This is a genomic window from Ruegeria sp. TM1040 (assembly GCF_000014065.1).
In the GTDB taxonomy this organism is placed as follows: Bacteria; Pseudomonadota; Alphaproteobacteria; order Rhodobacterales; family Rhodobacteraceae; genus Epibacterium.
Window position 1 is genome coordinate 2,771,398 of sequence record NC_008044.1, and the last position, 14,816, is coordinate 2,786,213.

Here is a 14,816-nt window from a genome sequence, read left to right on the forward strand (position 1 = left end):
GCTCCCTTGACCGCACGCGTACAAGCGGAGAGGTTCGCCCCAACGCTTCGATAGGAAAGGTTGTTGTTATGTCTATTTCTTTTGTTCGCAAGCTGGGCGCCGTCGCGCCGGTTCTGCTGATTGCCCAGGCGGCACATGCTGACGTCACGGCACAGGACGTCTGGGCCGATTGGAAGGACTACATGTCCAGCACCGGCTACGAGATCACCGCAACCGAAACCGAAAGCAGCGGCAAGCTCACCGTTTCCGACATCACCATGTCGATGGATGTCGAGGGCGACTCCTTCTCCATGACCATGGGATCGCTCGATTTCATCGAGAACGGCAATGGCACCGTGAACGTCGTGATGCCCACCACTTTCCCGATGTCCTTCAACGTCAACGCAGATGGCGATGCGATCTCTGGGGATCTCCTCTATACCCACGACGGCAGCCCGATGGTCGTGAGCGGCGACACCTCGGAAATGGCGTATAACTACACCGGTGCGACCTCCGCCATCAGCCTCGCCAACCTGGTGATCGACGGCGATGCTGTGCCCGCAGACGCGATCATGCTCAATGTCAACGTGACCGATATGGTCAGCAACACGCTGATGAAGATCGGCGATGTGCGCTCTTATTCGCAGACCATGACCATGGCCTCGGTTGCCTATGACTTCATGTTCCAGGAGCCCGAAGGGGACGATGGCGCAGCCTTCAACGGCGCGCTGCAGGGGCTTGAGTTCACCGGTGACATGACCATCCCCGAGGTCGACGATCCCAGCGATTTGGCCGCGATGCTCAAGGCGGGCATGGCCTATGTGGGTGGCTTCACCTTCGAATCCGGCAACACCAATGTCAAAGGCAGCGACGGTCCGGATAATTTCGACTTTCAGACCTCCTCAAATGGCGGCGCTATCAACATCGGACTGAGCCCCGCCGGCTTGAACTATGACGTGACCCAGCGTGACACGACGCTCAACATGATGGGGTCCGACATTCCGTTCCCGGTCTCGCTCAGCATGAAAGAAATGGGCATGAACTTTGCCATGCCGCTGACCAAGTCCGACGAGGAGCAAGATTTTGCCCTCGGGATCGCGCTGCGTGAATTTGCGGTGCCGGACATGCTCTGGGGTCTGATCGACCCGGCGGGCGAGCTGCCGCGCGACCCTGCAAACCTCGTTGTGGATCTCTCCGGCAAGGGCAAGCTGTTCTTTGACCTCGTGGACGAAGAGCAAATGGCCGCCGTGGAATCCGGTGAAGAAATGCCGGGCGAGGTAAACTCCCTCAGCATCAACGAGATCCTGCTCTCGGTTGCGGGTGCCGAACTGACAGGTGACGGCGCCTTCACCTTTGACAACACCGACCTCGAGAGCTTTGACGGCATGCCCGCCCCCGAAGGCGAAGCCAGCCTGAAGTTGGTGGGTGCAAACGCCCTGATCGACAAGCTGATCGGCATGGGCCTCGTCTCCGAGGATGACGCCATGGGCGCGCGCATGATGATGGGCATGTTCACGGTTCCAGCAGGCGACGACACCGTGACCTCCAAGATCGAAGTCAACGAAGAAGGCCATGTGCTCGCCAACGGCCAGCGCCTGAAGTAACGCGCACAGGGCCACGCCCAAAGGATCAGAGGCCGCTCCTTTGCCGGGGCGGCCTCTTTTTATGGCGCAGAGCCCTTGCGATACGGCGGCGCTCTGGCTAGCTCTGGTTCAATGCCACCCATTTGCGAAGGTGCCCATGACACAGACTCCTGAAACGCTTTGCCACGCCCTCCTTGATGCCGCCCAAAAGGCCGGGGCCGATTCTGCCGACGCCATGGCCGCCGAGGGCAGCTCGCTCTCGATCGAGGTGCGCGAGGGCGCGCTGGAACATGCAGAGCGCTCCGAAGGGGTGGACATCGGGCTGCGGGTCTTTGTCGGCCAGCGTCAGGCGCAGGTGTCCTCCTCCGATACCCGCCCCGAAACCCTGACCGCGATGGCCGAACGCGCCGTGGCCATGGCCAAAGAAGCGCCCGAAGATCCCTATGCCGGGCTTGCTGACCCCGCGCAGCTGGCCAAATCCTGGGATCTCGACGCCCTTGAGATGGCCGACCCCAGCGCCGAGCCTGCGCCCGATCAACTGCAACAGGACGCGCTGGCCGCCGAAAGCGCCTGCGCCGCCATCGACGGCATTTCTCAGGTCCAGTCCGCCGCGGCGGGCTATGGGCGTCATGACATCCACATGGCCGCGAGCAACGGGTTCTCCGGGGGCTATGCGCGCACCAGCCGCTCGATCTCCTGTGTGGGGATTGCGGGCACCGGCACCGGCATGGAGCGCGACTATGACGGCGACAGCCGCATCTATCAAACCGATCTGCGCAGCGCCGAAGAGATCGGGCGCACCGCTGGCGAGCGCGCCATCGAACGTGTGAACGCCCGCCGCCCCAAAACTGGCGCCTATCCCGTGCTCTTTGACGAGCGGATCTCCTCATCCCTCATCGGGCATCTTCTGGGTGCCGCCAATGGCGCGTCGGTGGCGCGCGGCTCCTCGTGGCTCAAGGACAGTCTCGGCGCGCAGATCCTGCCCGAGGCCTTCTCGGTCATCGAGGACCCCCTGCGCCCCCGCGTTTCAGGCTCGCGCCCCTTTGATGGCGAAGGCCTGCCCACGCAGCGCCGCGCGATCGTCGACAAGGGCGTGCTGACCGGCTGGACCATGGATCTGGCTTCGGCGCGCAAACTTGGCCTTGAGAGCACAGGCAACGCCGCGCGTGGCATCGGGTCGGTGCCGTCGCCCTCCAACTGGAACATCGCTCTGACCCAGGGGCAACAGACCCGCGAAGAGCTGCTGCGCGACATGGGCACCGGGCTTCTGGTCACCTCGATGATCGGCTCCACCATCAACCCCAACACGGGCGACTACTCGCGCGGCGCTTCGGGCTTCTGGGTGGAGAACGGCGAGATCCAGTATCCGGTCAACGAGGTCACGATTGCCGGGAACCTCCTCGATATGCTGAAAACGCTGGTCGCCGCCAACGACGCCCGCACACATCTGTCGCGGGTGGTGCCATCGCTTCTGGTAGAGGGACTGACCCTTGCCGGAGAATGACCTCTCCCTTCTGATAGGGGCGGCCCAAAAGGCGGGCGAGATCGCGGGGCAATTCACCGGCACCGAGGCACAGAAATGGGACAAGCCCGATGGCGCGGGCCCGGTGACAGAGGCAGATCTCGCGGTCAATCGCTACCTCGAGGACAGCCTGCGCGCCGCCCGGCCCGACTATGGCTGGCTCTCAGAGGAGAGCGAGGACGACCCGACGCGCCAATCGCGCGCGCGCGTCTTTGTGATCGACCCAATTGACGGCACCCGCAGCTTTGCCGATGGCTCTCGCACCTGGGCGCATTCGCTCGCGATTGTCGAGCAGGGCACGCCCATCGCGGCGGTGGTCTACCTGCCACAGCGGGATCTGCTCTTTGCCGCAGCCTCGGGTCAGGGCGCCACCTGCAATGGTGCGCGGCTCCAGACCACGCGCGCGCAGAACCCCGAGACCGCGCATATCCTCAGTGCCAAGCCAACGCTCGAGGCCAAGCACTGGCAGGGCGGCACACCACCGGGGTTTCAGCGCAGCCACCGCCCTTCGCTCGCCTATCGCATGTCGCGGGTCGCCGATGGCAGCTATGATGCCATGCTGACCCTGCGCCCCACCTGGGAGTGGGACATCGCCGCAGGGGTGCTGATCGTGCAGGAATCCGGCGGGCGGGCCACGGACCGCGATGGCGCGCCCTTGCGGTTCAATCGCGCCGACGCGCTGCAAAACGGGGTTGTCGCGGGCGGACCCAAGATGCACCGCGCCTTGCTCAACCGGCTGGTCTATGGCGCACAGGGGTCCAAACCCTGATGTTTGGCCCCGGCGGAACACAGATCCCAAACCCCCTGCGGCTGAAACGCCCCGAGGGCGAGCTGGTCTGGGCCCATGCGACCACCCAGGAACGTCTCTTGGGGCTTTGTGACGTGGGCTGTCGTCTCAAAATGATGCGCCCGGACCTCTCGGTGATGCTCACGTGGGAAGAGGACATGCGGCCCGCCAAATTGCCCGAGGGCTGCGACATCCCGCTCGGGCCGCTGACGGTGGAGCAACCCAACGACATTCGCAACTTTCTGGACAATTGGTCTCCCGATGTCTGCGTCTGGGCGGGCGGGCGTTTGCGTCGCCTCCTGATGCGCCATATGCGCGAGCGGGAGATGCCCGCGCTCTTGTGCGACATCGACGCGGACGAGCTGCCAAGCCGGGCTTCGCGCTGGCTGCCGGATCAGCGCCATCGTCTGCTCAACGGGTTTGCCGCGATCCTGGTGCCAGGCACCGAGGTCTCAGAGCGGCTGAAACGTGCAGGTGTTGCGCCCGAACGCATCCACCCCGCAGGCCGCCTGTTTCAATCCAGCACCCCGCCAAGCTGCAACGACGACGAACTGGCGCAGATGCAGAAACAATTTGCCAGCCGCCCGCTCTGGCTTGCCGCGCATGTCTCGCTTTCGGAACTCCCCGCCGTGCTCAAGGCGCACCGGGGGGCCCTGCGACTGCTGCACCGGCTCTTGCTGGTGCTCACGGTGGACACGTTTGAGGATCTCGACGCCGCCCGCAGCCTCCTCAGAAAAGAGGGGCTCTCCTTTGCCGACTGGGACATGGGCGAAGACCCCGAGGACCACACGCAGGTCGCCATTGGCCTCACGGAAAATCTTGGTCTGTGGTATCGGCTCTGCCCGATCAGTTTCCTCGGCAACAGCCTCATTCGGGGGGCGCAGGGCACCAACCCGCTGGACGCCGCCGCACTTGGCTCTGCGATCCTGCATGGCCCCGGCGTCGTCGCCCATGCCCAGGCCTATCAGCGCCTCGCGGCCCTTGATGCGGCCGAGCGGATCCACGGCGAAGAAGAGCTTGCCGATGCTGTCTTTCGCCTGTCATCACCGGACCGTGCCGCCGAAATGGCCCTTGCGGGCTGGCAGGTGGTGACCGAAGGTGCGGTCATGACAGACACCCTCCTAGAGCGGATCCAGGATCTGCTGGATCAAAGCGAACTCTCCCATGCGCCCGCCTGAATTCTGGAACAAACCGCCCAGCCACTTTGACCTGCGCGCCTGCCTGCTGTCGCCGCTGGGCGCTCTTTATGCCAAAGGCACTGCCACGCGGCTGCGCAAGGGCGCGCCCACACGGGCGCCAGTGCCGGTGATCTGTGTCGGCAATCTCAATGCAGGTGGCACCGGCAAAACCCCGACCGTGATCTGGCTGATGGAGCAACTGGGCGCTGCCGGCCACGAGGTCCATGTGGTCTCGCGCGGCTATGGCGGGCGCCTTGAGGGGCCCGTTCAGGTGGACCCGCGCCGCCACAGCGCCGCCGATGTCGGTGATGAGCCGCTGCTGATGGCTGCCTTTGGCGAGGTCTGGGTCGCCAGAGATCGCGGCGCGGGCGTCACCGAGGCCGCAGCTGCCGGAGCCTCGGTAATCGTGATGGATGACGGGTTTCAGAACCCCTCGGTGGCCAAGGATTTCTCCATCATCGTGGTGGACGCCAAACGCGGCTTTGGCAACGGGCGCTGCCTGCCTGCGGGGCCGCTGCGCGAGCCGGTTGCCACCGGCCTCAGCCGCGCCGATCTGGTGCTGTCGCTGGGCGATGCGCGCGCACAAGAGACGTTTCAATCCATCTGGGGCGCAGAGATCCCGGTGCCCCACCTCACCGGCCATGTGGAGCCGCTGCCCACCGGCATGCCATGGCAGGGCACCAAGGTGCTGGCTTTTGCGGGCATCGGCCATCCAGAGAAATTCTTTGCCACACTGCGCGGACTGGGCGCCGAGCTTTGCCGGGCCGAGGCGCTCGAGGATCACCAGACGCTTGCGCCCGCGCTCCTCACCCGTCTCGAACAGGAGGCACGCCTTCTGGGTGCGCAGCTGGTCACAACCGAAAAGGACGCCGTGCGCCTGCCGCTGAGCTTTCGGCCCAAGGTCATCACCCTGCCGGTGCGCCTGCGGGTCGCGCAGGGCGACACGCTTCTGGCCCGCCTCAAAGACATCGCGCCGCCCCCCGACTAGGAGAGCGGCGCGCACAACCGTCAGCGACGGATCTCTTTAGCCTTCAAGCTCGGCGTCGATCAGCGCCTTCAGATCCTCATAGGGCTGGTTGGCGATCTTGGTGCCGTTGAGGATGAAAGACGGGGTCGAGCTGATGTCATCCTTGGTGGCGTTCTCCTGATACCAGGTCACCAGCGTCTGTGCCTTGGTGGCATCCTGCAGGCAGGCCTCCAGCGCGTCGCCGTCCACACCGGCCACGCGACCGATCTTTTTCAGCGCTTCCACCATCTCGGCAGGGCCGCCAGCACGGGTCCATTCGGCCTGCTGCTTGAAGATCAGATCGGTGATGCCAAAGAACTTTTCTTCGCCACCACAGCGCGCCACCATCGACGCCCAGAGACCAAAGCGGTCGAAATAGACCTCGCGGTAGACCAGCTTTACCTTGCCGGTATCGATATATTCGGCCTTCAGCTTCTTATAGGCATCGGCGTGGAAATTCGCGCAATGCGGGCAGGTGTAGGACGAATATTCGATCAAGGTCACAGGCGCGTCTTCGGCGCCCTGTACCATTTCCATGATCGTGGAGGTGTCCACCTCTGCCGCCTCGGCGCCCTGGCTGCTCTCTTGCGCATTGGCCGCGCTCACCAGCTGGATGTCCAAAAGGCTTGCGTTGTCTTCGCGGCCCGAGAAATTGTTGATCGCGTATACGCCCGCTGCAACGGCAACGGCCGCGCAGATACCTGTCATGATGCGGGTCATTTATACCCCTTTCGCAGTGATTTTTGTCGTGTCAGCACATTGCGCCCAAGCCGCTCGAGAGCTGCGCGCAAGTCGTCATTCTCTACACCCGTCGCCGTCTCCTTGGCGGCGGCCACATCCTCTGGCGCAGGCTCTTCCTGTTTGCGCGTCTTGGGCGCATAGCGAAAATCCACCTGCCCGTCGGCAAATCCGATTGGGGCGGTCTGCGTGATGTGAAGTTTGGAAATGGCGTTATAGCCATAGACCGCGTTCACCTTCTCGCGCAGTGCCGCCTTTTGCATCTCCAGCATCGGCGCCATCGCCCCCGTGGTCAGCACCGTCAGCGTCGCCCCAAAACCGCCGCGCCCATAGCCGACCTTCACAGGGCGCGCCATGGCCGCCAGCTCCGGGCCGACGATCTCTTCCCAATGGGTCAACAGCCGTGACACCGCAAAGCCGCGGCTTTCGCCCGCCTTGCGAATCTGATCGTTGAGCAACGATCCCGTGCGTTTGAAACCGCGTGTGGAGGAATGCCTATATGCCATACCAGTGGTTTTGCGTGTGTCTCGGCCCTATTGTAAAGGGCCGAGTGCAAGAGACCAGCCAAACCCAGAGGCCAGAGGATAAAGAATGCGTGACCACCCCGTGTCTGCCGAGCAACTGAGCCAGGATCTCTTGGTGTGGTACGATACCCACGCCCGCGAGATGCCATGGCGCGTCGGCCCAGCCGCGCGCGCCTCCGGTGTGCGCCCCGATCCCTACCGGATCTGGCTCAGCGAGGTCATGCTGCAACAAACCACCGTCGCCGCCGTCAAAGACTATTTCGAACGGTTCACCCGGCGCTGGCCCCGCGTCGGCGACCTGGCCGCTGCCGAGGACGGCGATGTTATGGCAGAGTGGGCGGGGCTCGGCTATTACGCCCGCGCGCGCAACCTGTTGAAATGTGCCCGCGTGGTGGCGGAGGAGTTTGAGGGTGTGTTTCCAGATGCCTATGAGGGGCTGATCGCACTGCCCGGCATCGGGCCTTATACGGCAGCGGCGATCTCTGCCATTGCCTTTGACCGGCCCGAGACGGTGCTTGATGGCAATGTGGAACGGGTGATGGCGCGGCTTCATGACGAACACGAACCGCTTCCGGCAGTGAAACCCGTGCTCAAGGCGCATGCCGCCCATTTGACGCCCAGCGCGCGGCCCGGCGACTATGCGCAAGCGGTGATGGATCTCGGGGCCACCATCTGCACGCCCAAATCGCCCGCGTGCGGCATCTGCCCCTGGCGCGATCCCTGCCGCGCCCGCGTCAAGGGCACCGCGCCCGAACTGCCCAAGAAAACGCCCAAGAAACCCAAACCCACCCGCTATGGGTTTGTCTATCTGGCGCGCAGTGCCGAAGGCGACTGGCTCCTCGAGCGCCGCCCCGACAAGGGGCTTTTGGGGGGGATGCTGGGCTGGCCCGGTTCAGAGTGGAACGACGCTCCCACCGAGACGCCGCCCTTTGATGCCGACTGGCAGGATCTGGGCGCCGAGGTCCGTCACACCTTCACCCATTTCCACCTGATCCTGCAGGTGCGCAGCGCCGAGCTGCCCGCGGATTTTGAGCCCCGCGCAGGTCAGGAACTGGTCCGACGCCACGACTTCCGCCCCTCCAGCCTGCCCACCGTCATGCGCAAGGCCTTTGATCTGACGCACCGTTAAGTTCACGACTTCCCCCTTGGGATACGCCCCGAACGGGTCTAGGCTCCAGAGTGAGACGCCTCTGCCGCACGGAGACCTTCATGACTGAGTTCATCCCGACCGAGAAACTGCGTGACTGGCGCCATGCGTTGCCCTTCTGGCTGTCGCTGGCGCTGGTGCCGCTGGTCTGGGCTGGCGCCTATCTGGGCAGTTGGTGGGTGCTGATGACACCGCTGGCGACCTGGTATCTCTTTGCGGTTCTGGACGGGGTTCTCGGGCTCGAACTCGAAAATGCCGACCCGCAAACGGCCGAGGCGGACCTCAAGTGGTATGTGCGGCTGACCTCGGTCTGGGTGCCGATCCATGTTCTGTGTCTCTTTGGCCTTATCGCCTATGTCAGCGACGCCACGCATCTGAGCCGGCTTGAAAAGATCGGCGTTTTCTTTGGCATGGGGGTGATCTCTGGCACCATCGGGATCAACTACAGCCACGAGCTGATGCACCAACGCAGCCGGCTGGAGCGCTGGCTCGCGGATATTCTGCTTGCCATGGTGCTCTATTCGCATTTCCGCTCCGAGCATCTTCTGGTGCATCACCGCTATGTGGGCACGCCCCGCGACCCGGTGACGGCGCGCTATAACGAGGGGTTTCACCGCTTTTATCCGCGCGTGCTCTGGCAATGCTGGCGCTCTGCGTTTGGAGCCGAGGCAGACCGGCTGGCGCGCAAATCCCTGCCCTGGACGCACCGCAGCAATCCCTTCTGGCGCTATTGGGCGCTTCAGCTCGGGATGCTTGCACTGGCCTTTGCCTTGGGCGGGCTGTCGGGGGTGTTGCTGTTCCTTGTGCAGGCCAGCGCCGCGATCTGGCAGCTGGAGCTGGTGAATTACATCGAACACTATGGGCTGACGCGCAAACATCTGGGCGATGGCAAATACGAACATGTCAAACCGCATCACTCGTGGAACGCCGCGCATAAGGCCTCGAACTGGCTGCTGATCAACCTGCAGCGCCACTCCGACCATCACTACAAACCCGACCGGCGCTTTCCCCTGCTGCAGAACTACTCCGCATCCGAAGCGCCGCAATTGCCCTATGGGTATCCGGTGATGTCGATTGCGGCGATGATCCCGCCGCTGTGGCAGCGCATCATGAACCCGCGCGTGCGGCGCTGGCGCAAGCAATATTACCCGGAGATCACGGACTGGAAGCCCTACAACCGGCACCAAACCCCGATGCCGCGCTGACGATCGCTCGGCCCTGAGTGCACCGGTGGCCGGATGTACGCCATGTCTCGCGCTGGCATCCTGTCTCGTGCTTACATCCTGCGTCGCGTTTGGCTCATGCCGCGCGACTGCATTGCGCCTCTCTCTGGCCGGGATTGCCCCCAAGCACAGTTGGGTGCCTTTCAGGTTTGCGTCTCACACGCGCTGCGCGTGACACCCGCACATCCTAGCCGCGATTGGCGAGACGTTCGAACTCCTTATCCTGCGCCGCCTCTCGCAACGCAATATCGCCGGTTTTGAACCCGTCCATGCTGGCCTTCAGCGCCGCCGAGTCCTGCGCCAGCGCATCCGCCGTGCTGGAGACCTCATTGGCCTGATCGGCGCTGTCCTGCGTGTATCGATCCAGCCGCTCCATCCGTTCGCTGATGTTTTCAAGCTGGCCGGTCTGCTCAAAGATCACACCGTCGACCTCTTGCATGATCCGCGCCACGTTGTCCGCGCTTGATCGGATGCTGTCGAGCCGCTCCCCGGTCTGATGCACCAATTGACACCCCTCGAGGACCTGATCAGAGCTGGTGGCAATCAGTTTCTTGATATCATCCGCCGCATCCGTGGCCCGGCTTGCAAGCGCGCGCACCTCCGATGCCACGACGGCAAAGCCTTTGCCAGCTTCGCCCGCGCGCGCGGCCTCCACCCCGGCATTGAGCGCAAGCAATGTGGTCTGAAAGCTGATTTCATCAATCACATCAACGATCTTGTTGATCTGGCTGGAGGATTGTTCGATCCGTTCGACCGCCGTAATCGCATCGCGCACAACCGCGCCGCCCTCCTCGGCCACAAGTCGGTTGGCCTCGATCTGCTTGGCCGCATCGTTGACCTTCTCGCTGGTTAGTCGTGTGCTGCAGGTCATGCTGTTCACAGACGTCACAGTCTCGTTCAGGGTGCTGGCCTGTTCGCCCGAGCGATGCGCCATCTCGCGGGTCATACGCGCTGTTTCGGCCATCTTGGCATCCACCGAATGCGCGCGCCGGGTGGCATCCGACAGGATCCCCGACCAGTGGCGCAACAGGTGATTGTACGACAGACGCACATTGTCATAGCGCTCCGGCAAGCCGCCCTTGTCGCCCGACGGCATCTCGGTGGTCAGATCCCCGGATTCCAATCGCTGAATCCCCTGGGTCATGACCGTGAGCGCCTTTTCACGTTCCTGCAGCTGCGCGTCGATATACCCTGCGATCACCCGCTCGCAATCAAACAGAATGAGCCGCTGCAGCGCGCGCGCCTGTTTCATCCTTGCCTTGGTGCCGCGCCAGCCGTTTTTCTGCGTCAGGACCACCTTGAGGATACGGTCGCCCACCGTGGCATAGCCGCCCAGAAACAGGTGAAACGGCAGATCAACCTCAAAATGCACCCGTCCAACCTTGTCGGCAGAGCTCATGTAGCTGTCGTCAAAACGTCCCGAAAAGAGCTTCACCCAATGGGCGCGCTGCGCAGCCTTGGCATGGGCCACGATCTGTTCGGTCGGAAAATACCCTTTGGTTTCCGGCCGCGACAGGCAGAGGTCGTAGAAATCGTCGAGAACAGCATCAATGTGGCGCTCCACGAGGGGCGCCATACCGACAATAGAAGAACGATCTTCCTCGCCAAGTCCGAACCAGAAAAGCAGCTCGTCTCGATGGATCTGCGACATCACATAAACCTTTTGAAATGGTGATGTCACCATAGGTTCAGACCCTTAACGAATGGCTTATCAAAGCGACGTCAGGGCCCAGACCGGCATGGGTTCTTGCAGTCCACGGATGGTTTGCTCCGGCGTACAGTGAAAACCGCGCAAAAGCGCCGCAGCACCGCCCTCCTCTTGCACCCGGCGATAGAGGGCGTCGCTCATCACGATTCGGGCCTGCATCGGGCGGGTCATGCCCTCAAGCCGCGAGGCGATGTTCACGGCGGTGCCAATGACGGCGTATTCCAGGCGGTTTGCGCCGATGTCGCCTTGCACCGCCTCGCCAAAATGGATGCCGATGCCAGCATGGATCTCAGGCTCTCCAGTGGCGCGGCGCTCGGCGTTCCACTGGTCCAGCACCGCGCACATCGCCCGCGCGCAGGCCAGCGCGTCCGAGGCATCCTGCGGGCCCGGAGCAGGCGTGCCAAAGGTCGCCATCAACCCATCCCCAAGATATTTGTCGAGCGTGCCGCCATGGCGAAAGACTTCCGCCTCCATGCGGCCATGAAACCCGCGCAAGAGCTCGATCACCTCGACCGCGTCCCGATGCTCTGCCAGTCGCGTAAAGCCAACGATATCAACAAATAAAATCGCGATGCGCGAGGTGCGCACCTGGCTGATCGCCTCGTCGTTCTGCGACAGCTGGTCGACCACATTGGGCGAGAAGTAGCGCGACAGATTGGCCCGCTCTCGCGCCAGATCGGCATTCTGGTCCAGCATCAGATAGAACCGCCGGGTGGATTGCGCAAGGATCGCCGCCACCATCAGGAACACCATCGCTTCCTGGATGCGAAACCGGAATCCGACGTCGTTTGGATTGTACAAATCCTGCACATGCGGCCAGTCCACCAGCACCTCGGAGAGGCGCCGCGCCAGCTCTTCGTCCGGGGTCATGAAGGCCCACATCAGCCCCGCCGCCCCGAGCCAGATCACGCTTGCCCAGACCCCGATCGCCATCACCGTCCGCCAGCTGTAGGCAAGGGCACCGGTTGCAAGAATAATAAAGAAATACATGAAGTTATCATACTGATACAGCATCGGTACCGGCATCTCGTTCGGATCGAACGGATTGGGTACCACCATGCCAAAGGTCATCAGCACAAGGTCCAGCATGATCAGGCCCAGCTCGGCCCGCGACCGCCCCACCCGCGCAAAACGGCGGATGAAAAACCCGTTGACGCACAGGAGCGCGAGGAGCGCCACATAATAAAGCTGCGACGGCTCCGGATAGACCGCAATGAGGAACACGGCCACCATCGGCATGATGATCCAGCGCGCCAGAACGGCCATCTCGACGCCACGCTTCTTGTGTTCCTCAAGCGCGGCATGGATGTGTTGGGACTGCAAAGCGTCGTCTTGCAAAATCGGATCCAGCGACGCGCGCGCGGGCGGGTCTGCTTTGGTTAGGGCGACATCAGCCATCCGGCCCTCCCTTGGGGATTTTGGCTACCAGTTCTATCGCCAAAACCGCGCAGGCACACGCGCCATTTGTCGCGTCACATGCAAAAAACCCCGCCAGACCGGCGGGGCAAGGTGCAGCGCGCTGAACCCTTGGGCAGCGCGCTGTCGGCGTTCGAATAAATTCGGAATTCGGCTAAGCGCCGGTCAGGCTTGCATTTCCGCCCGGATCTGCTGGCGCAGCACATCAATCGGTACGGTCTTCCCGTCCTTCTTGAAGCACCAGTAGGTCCAGCCATTGCAGGAGGGCGCATTTTCAAGATGCGCGCCGACCTGATGGATCGAGCCCTTGATATTGTCGCCGATCAAGGTGCCATCCGCGCGGACCTTCGCCTTGTGGCGTCGGTTCATCGAATAGAGCTCCTCGCCCGGACGCAGCATGCCGCGTTCAACCAGCTGGCCAAAGGGCACCCGTGGCTCTGCCCGTTTGGAGGCCGAGACCTGCAGCGCCTCACGGTCAAATTTGCGCACGTTCTTGATGCGCTCTTCGGCAACCTTGCGATAGGCTTCCTCGCGCTCGATGCCGATGAACTCCCGCCCGAGCATCTTGGCCACCGCGCCGGTGGTGCCGGTGCCAAAGAACGGGTCCAGAACCACGTCACCGGGGTTGGTAGAGCCCACCAGAATACGGTGCAACAGCGCCTCGGGCTTCTGGGTCGGATGCGCCTTGTCGCCATTGGCATCTTTCAGACGCTCATGGCCGGTACAGATCGGCATCACCCAGTCCGAGCGCATCTGGATACCTTCGTTGAGCGCCTTCAGCGCCTCGTAGTTGAAGGTATATTTGGCACCTTCGGATTTCGACGCCCAGATCATCGTCTCATGGGCGTTGGTGTAGCGCTTGCCACGGAAGTTCGGCATCGGGTTCGACTTGCGCCAGACCACATCGTTCAGGATCCAGAAGCCCTCGTCCTGCAGCGCCGTGCCCACGCGAAAGATGTTGTGATAAGAGCCGATCACCCAAAGCGCGCCATTGGGTTTCAGGATCCGGCGGGCCTCTTTCAACCACGCGCGCGTGAACTGGTCATAGACGCCAAAGCTGGAAAACTGGTCCCACTCGTCGTCGACCGCATCCACCTTGGAGTTGTCAGGGCGGTGCAACTGCCCTTTGAGCTGGAGATTATAGGGCGGATCCGCGAAGATCATGTCGATCGAATTGGACGGCAGGCTTGCCATCCGCTCGATACAGTCGCCATCAAGAATCGTGTTTAAAGGGAGCGCCGTAGCGGCGCCCTTCGCGATGGTTTTGTTCATTTGCTCTGCCTCGATAACCACGGCGCTTTTGCGCTCATTCTGGTTATCCACAAGATGAGTCATCCCGGATTCGAGGTCAATTTGTTTTTTGAATCAGCAGGCTACGGTTCACTCTTGATACAATATCTTGTGGACCGGCTTGAACGACCTTCTATGATGTGGGGTCACCCCTATTTTTATGAGCGCATCGCGGTGTTGTTTCGACGGATAGCCCGCATTTCGCTCCCAGCCATATCCGGGAAACTGTTGCGCTAAATCCACCATGATCCGATCACGGGCTTCCTTGGCCAGAATTGAGGCCGCGGCAATTGACAAAGAGCGCCCGTCCCCTTTGACCACCGCTTCGGCCGGAATGTGCAGCGCGCGCGGGATCAGATTGCCATCGATCAGCAGGTAATCCGGCTGCGGGTCGAGGGCGGCCACCGCGCGCTCCATCGCCAGATGTGACGCACGCAAGATATTGTGGTGGTCGATTTCCTCGACGCTGGCATGGGCCACCGCATAAGAGGCGCGCGCCATGATTTCCGGTTCCAGCGCGGCCCGTCTGCGCGGCGTCAGCTTCTTGGAATCATTGAGCCCTTCGGGCAGATCCGCAAGATCGAGCACCACCGCGGCGGCCGTGACCGGTCCCGCCAGCGGGCCGCGCCCGACCTCATCCACGCCTGCAATCCGCGTATAGCCGCGCGCCTGCGCCGCCTCCTCGAGTGATAAATCCGGATAGTCCATCCCGCCA

Annotated in this window: 13 protein-coding genes; 7 read left to right on the forward strand and 6 right to left on the reverse strand. The window is 62.7% G+C overall.

The features are described from left to right. Positions 1-68 precede the first annotated feature (68 nt). From TM1040_RS17620 to lpxK, 5 genes are all read left to right on the forward strand, one after another. The gene (locus TM1040_RS17620; RefSeq protein WP_011539952.1) at positions 69-1,583 is read left to right on the forward strand and encodes a DUF2125 domain-containing protein; all 1,515 of its coding nucleotides are present in this window, start codon (positions 69-71) and stop codon (positions 1,581-1,583) included. A 136-nt stretch (positions 1,584-1,719) separates the two neighbouring features. Next, positions 1,720-3,066, forward strand: coding sequence for a TldD/PmbA family protein (locus tag TM1040_RS17625; RefSeq protein WP_044026911.1), 1,347 nt, complete (start codon positions 1,720-1,722; stop codon positions 3,064-3,066). Beyond that, positions 3,053-3,853, forward strand: a complete 801-nt coding sequence (locus tag TM1040_RS17630) for an inositol monophosphatase family protein (protein WP_011539954.1) — start codon at positions 3,053-3,055, stop codon at positions 3,851-3,853. Before TM1040_RS17625 ends, TM1040_RS17630 begins: the two co-directional genes overlap by 14 nt. Beyond that, the gene (locus TM1040_RS17635; RefSeq protein ID WP_011539955.1) at positions 3,853-5,049 is read left to right on the forward strand and encodes a 3-deoxy-D-manno-octulosonic acid transferase; all 1,197 of its coding nucleotides are present in this window, start codon (positions 3,853-3,855) and stop codon (positions 5,047-5,049) included. The genes TM1040_RS17630 and TM1040_RS17635 overlap by 1 nt, the downstream gene beginning before the upstream one ends. Further along, positions 5,036-6,037 carry a tetraacyldisaccharide 4'-kinase gene (gene lpxK, locus TM1040_RS17640; protein WP_011539956.1) on the forward strand — a complete coding sequence of 334 codons (1,002 nt, stop codon included), beginning with the start codon at positions 5,036-5,038 and terminating at the stop codon, positions 6,035-6,037. The genes TM1040_RS17635 and lpxK overlap by 14 nt, the downstream gene beginning before the upstream one ends. A 36-nt stretch (positions 6,038-6,073) precedes the next feature. On the opposite strand, the gene TM1040_RS17645 is transcribed toward lpxK, so the two are convergent. After that, positions 6,074-6,775, reverse strand: a complete 702-nt coding sequence (locus tag TM1040_RS17645; RefSeq protein WP_011539957.1) for a DsbA family protein — start codon at positions 6,773-6,775, stop codon at positions 6,074-6,076. Further along, the gene (locus TM1040_RS17650; protein WP_011539958.1) at positions 6,772-7,299 is read right to left on the reverse strand and encodes a DUF721 domain-containing protein; all 528 of its coding nucleotides are present in this window, start codon (positions 7,297-7,299) and stop codon (positions 6,772-6,774) included. The genes TM1040_RS17645 and TM1040_RS17650 overlap by 4 nt, the downstream gene beginning before the upstream one ends. An 85-nt stretch (positions 7,300-7,384) precedes the next feature. Between TM1040_RS17650 and mutY the strand changes: the two genes are divergently transcribed. Beyond that, positions 7,385-8,446, forward strand: a complete 1,062-nt coding sequence (gene mutY / locus TM1040_RS17655; protein WP_011539959.1) for an A/G-specific adenine glycosylase — start codon at positions 7,385-7,387, stop codon at positions 8,444-8,446. Positions 8,447-8,526: 80 nt separating this feature from the next. Then, positions 8,527-9,669, forward strand: a complete 1,143-nt coding sequence (locus TM1040_RS17660) for an alkane 1-monooxygenase (RefSeq protein ID WP_011539960.1) — start codon at positions 8,527-8,529, stop codon at positions 9,667-9,669. A 205-nt stretch (positions 9,670-9,874) separates the two neighbouring features. Here TM1040_RS17660 and TM1040_RS17665 read toward each other — a convergent pair whose 3' ends face one another. The 4 genes from TM1040_RS17665 to TM1040_RS17680 form a co-directional block, all read right to left on the reverse strand. Continuing rightward, positions 9,875-11,338: a globin-coupled sensor protein gene (locus TM1040_RS17665; protein WP_166485565.1), complete on the reverse strand. Its 1,464-nt coding sequence runs from the start codon at positions 11,336-11,338 to the stop codon at positions 9,875-9,877. Between the two features lie 60 nt (positions 11,339-11,398). After that, on the reverse strand, positions 11,399-12,793 hold the full coding sequence (locus tag TM1040_RS17670; RefSeq protein ID WP_011539962.1) for an adenylate/guanylate cyclase domain-containing protein: 1,395 nt from the start codon (positions 12,791-12,793) through the stop codon (positions 11,399-11,401). A gap of 183 nt (positions 12,794-12,976) precedes the next feature. Further along, entirely contained in the window at positions 12,977-14,083 is a 1,107-nt protein-coding gene (locus TM1040_RS17675) for a site-specific DNA-methyltransferase (RefSeq protein WP_044027278.1), read from the reverse strand. 108 nt (positions 14,084-14,191) lie between these two features. Further along, complete coding sequence (locus TM1040_RS17680) at positions 14,192-14,809, reverse strand: ribonuclease HII (RefSeq protein WP_044027279.1); 618 nt, start codon at positions 14,807-14,809, stop codon at positions 14,192-14,194. Positions 14,810-14,816: the final 7 nt, after the last annotated feature.

Coding starts and splice junctions, on each gene's coding strand:
- TM1040_RS17635 (WP_011539955.1), top strand. CDS start 3,853: ATGTTTGGCCCCGGCGGAACACAGATCCCAAACCCCCTGCGGCTGAAA.
- TM1040_RS17650 (WP_011539958.1), bottom strand. CDS start 7,299: ATGGCATATAGGCATTCCTCCACACGCGGTTTCAAACGCACGGGATCG.
- TM1040_RS17680 (WP_044027279.1), bottom strand. CDS start 14,809: ATGGACTATCCGGATTTATCACTCGAGGAGGCGGCGCAGGCGCGCGGC.
- TM1040_RS17670 (WP_011539962.1), bottom strand. CDS start 12,793: ATGGCTGATGTCGCCCTAACCAAAGCAGACCCGCCCGCGCGCGCGTCG.
- TM1040_RS17665 (WP_166485565.1), bottom strand. CDS start 11,338: ATGTCGCAGATCCATCGAGACGAGCTGCTTTTCTGGTTCGGACTTGGC.
- TM1040_RS17625 (WP_044026911.1), top strand. CDS start 1,720: ATGACACAGACTCCTGAAACGCTTTGCCACGCCCTCCTTGATGCCGCC.
- TM1040_RS17645 (WP_011539957.1), bottom strand. CDS start 6,775: ATGACCCGCATCATGACAGGTATCTGCGCGGCCGTTGCCGTTGCAGCG.
- TM1040_RS17660 (WP_011539960.1), top strand. CDS start 8,527: ATGACTGAGTTCATCCCGACCGAGAAACTGCGTGACTGGCGCCATGCG.
- lpxK (WP_011539956.1), top strand. CDS start 5,036: ATGCGCCCGCCTGAATTCTGGAACAAACCGCCCAGCCACTTTGACCTG.
- TM1040_RS17620 (WP_011539952.1), top strand. CDS start 69: ATGTCTATTTCTTTTGTTCGCAAGCTGGGCGCCGTCGCGCCGGTTCTG.
- mutY (WP_011539959.1), top strand. CDS start 7,385: ATGCGTGACCACCCCGTGTCTGCCGAGCAACTGAGCCAGGATCTCTTG.
- TM1040_RS17675 (WP_044027278.1), bottom strand. CDS start 14,083: ATGAACAAAACCATCGCGAAGGGCGCCGCTACGGCGCTCCCTTTAAAC.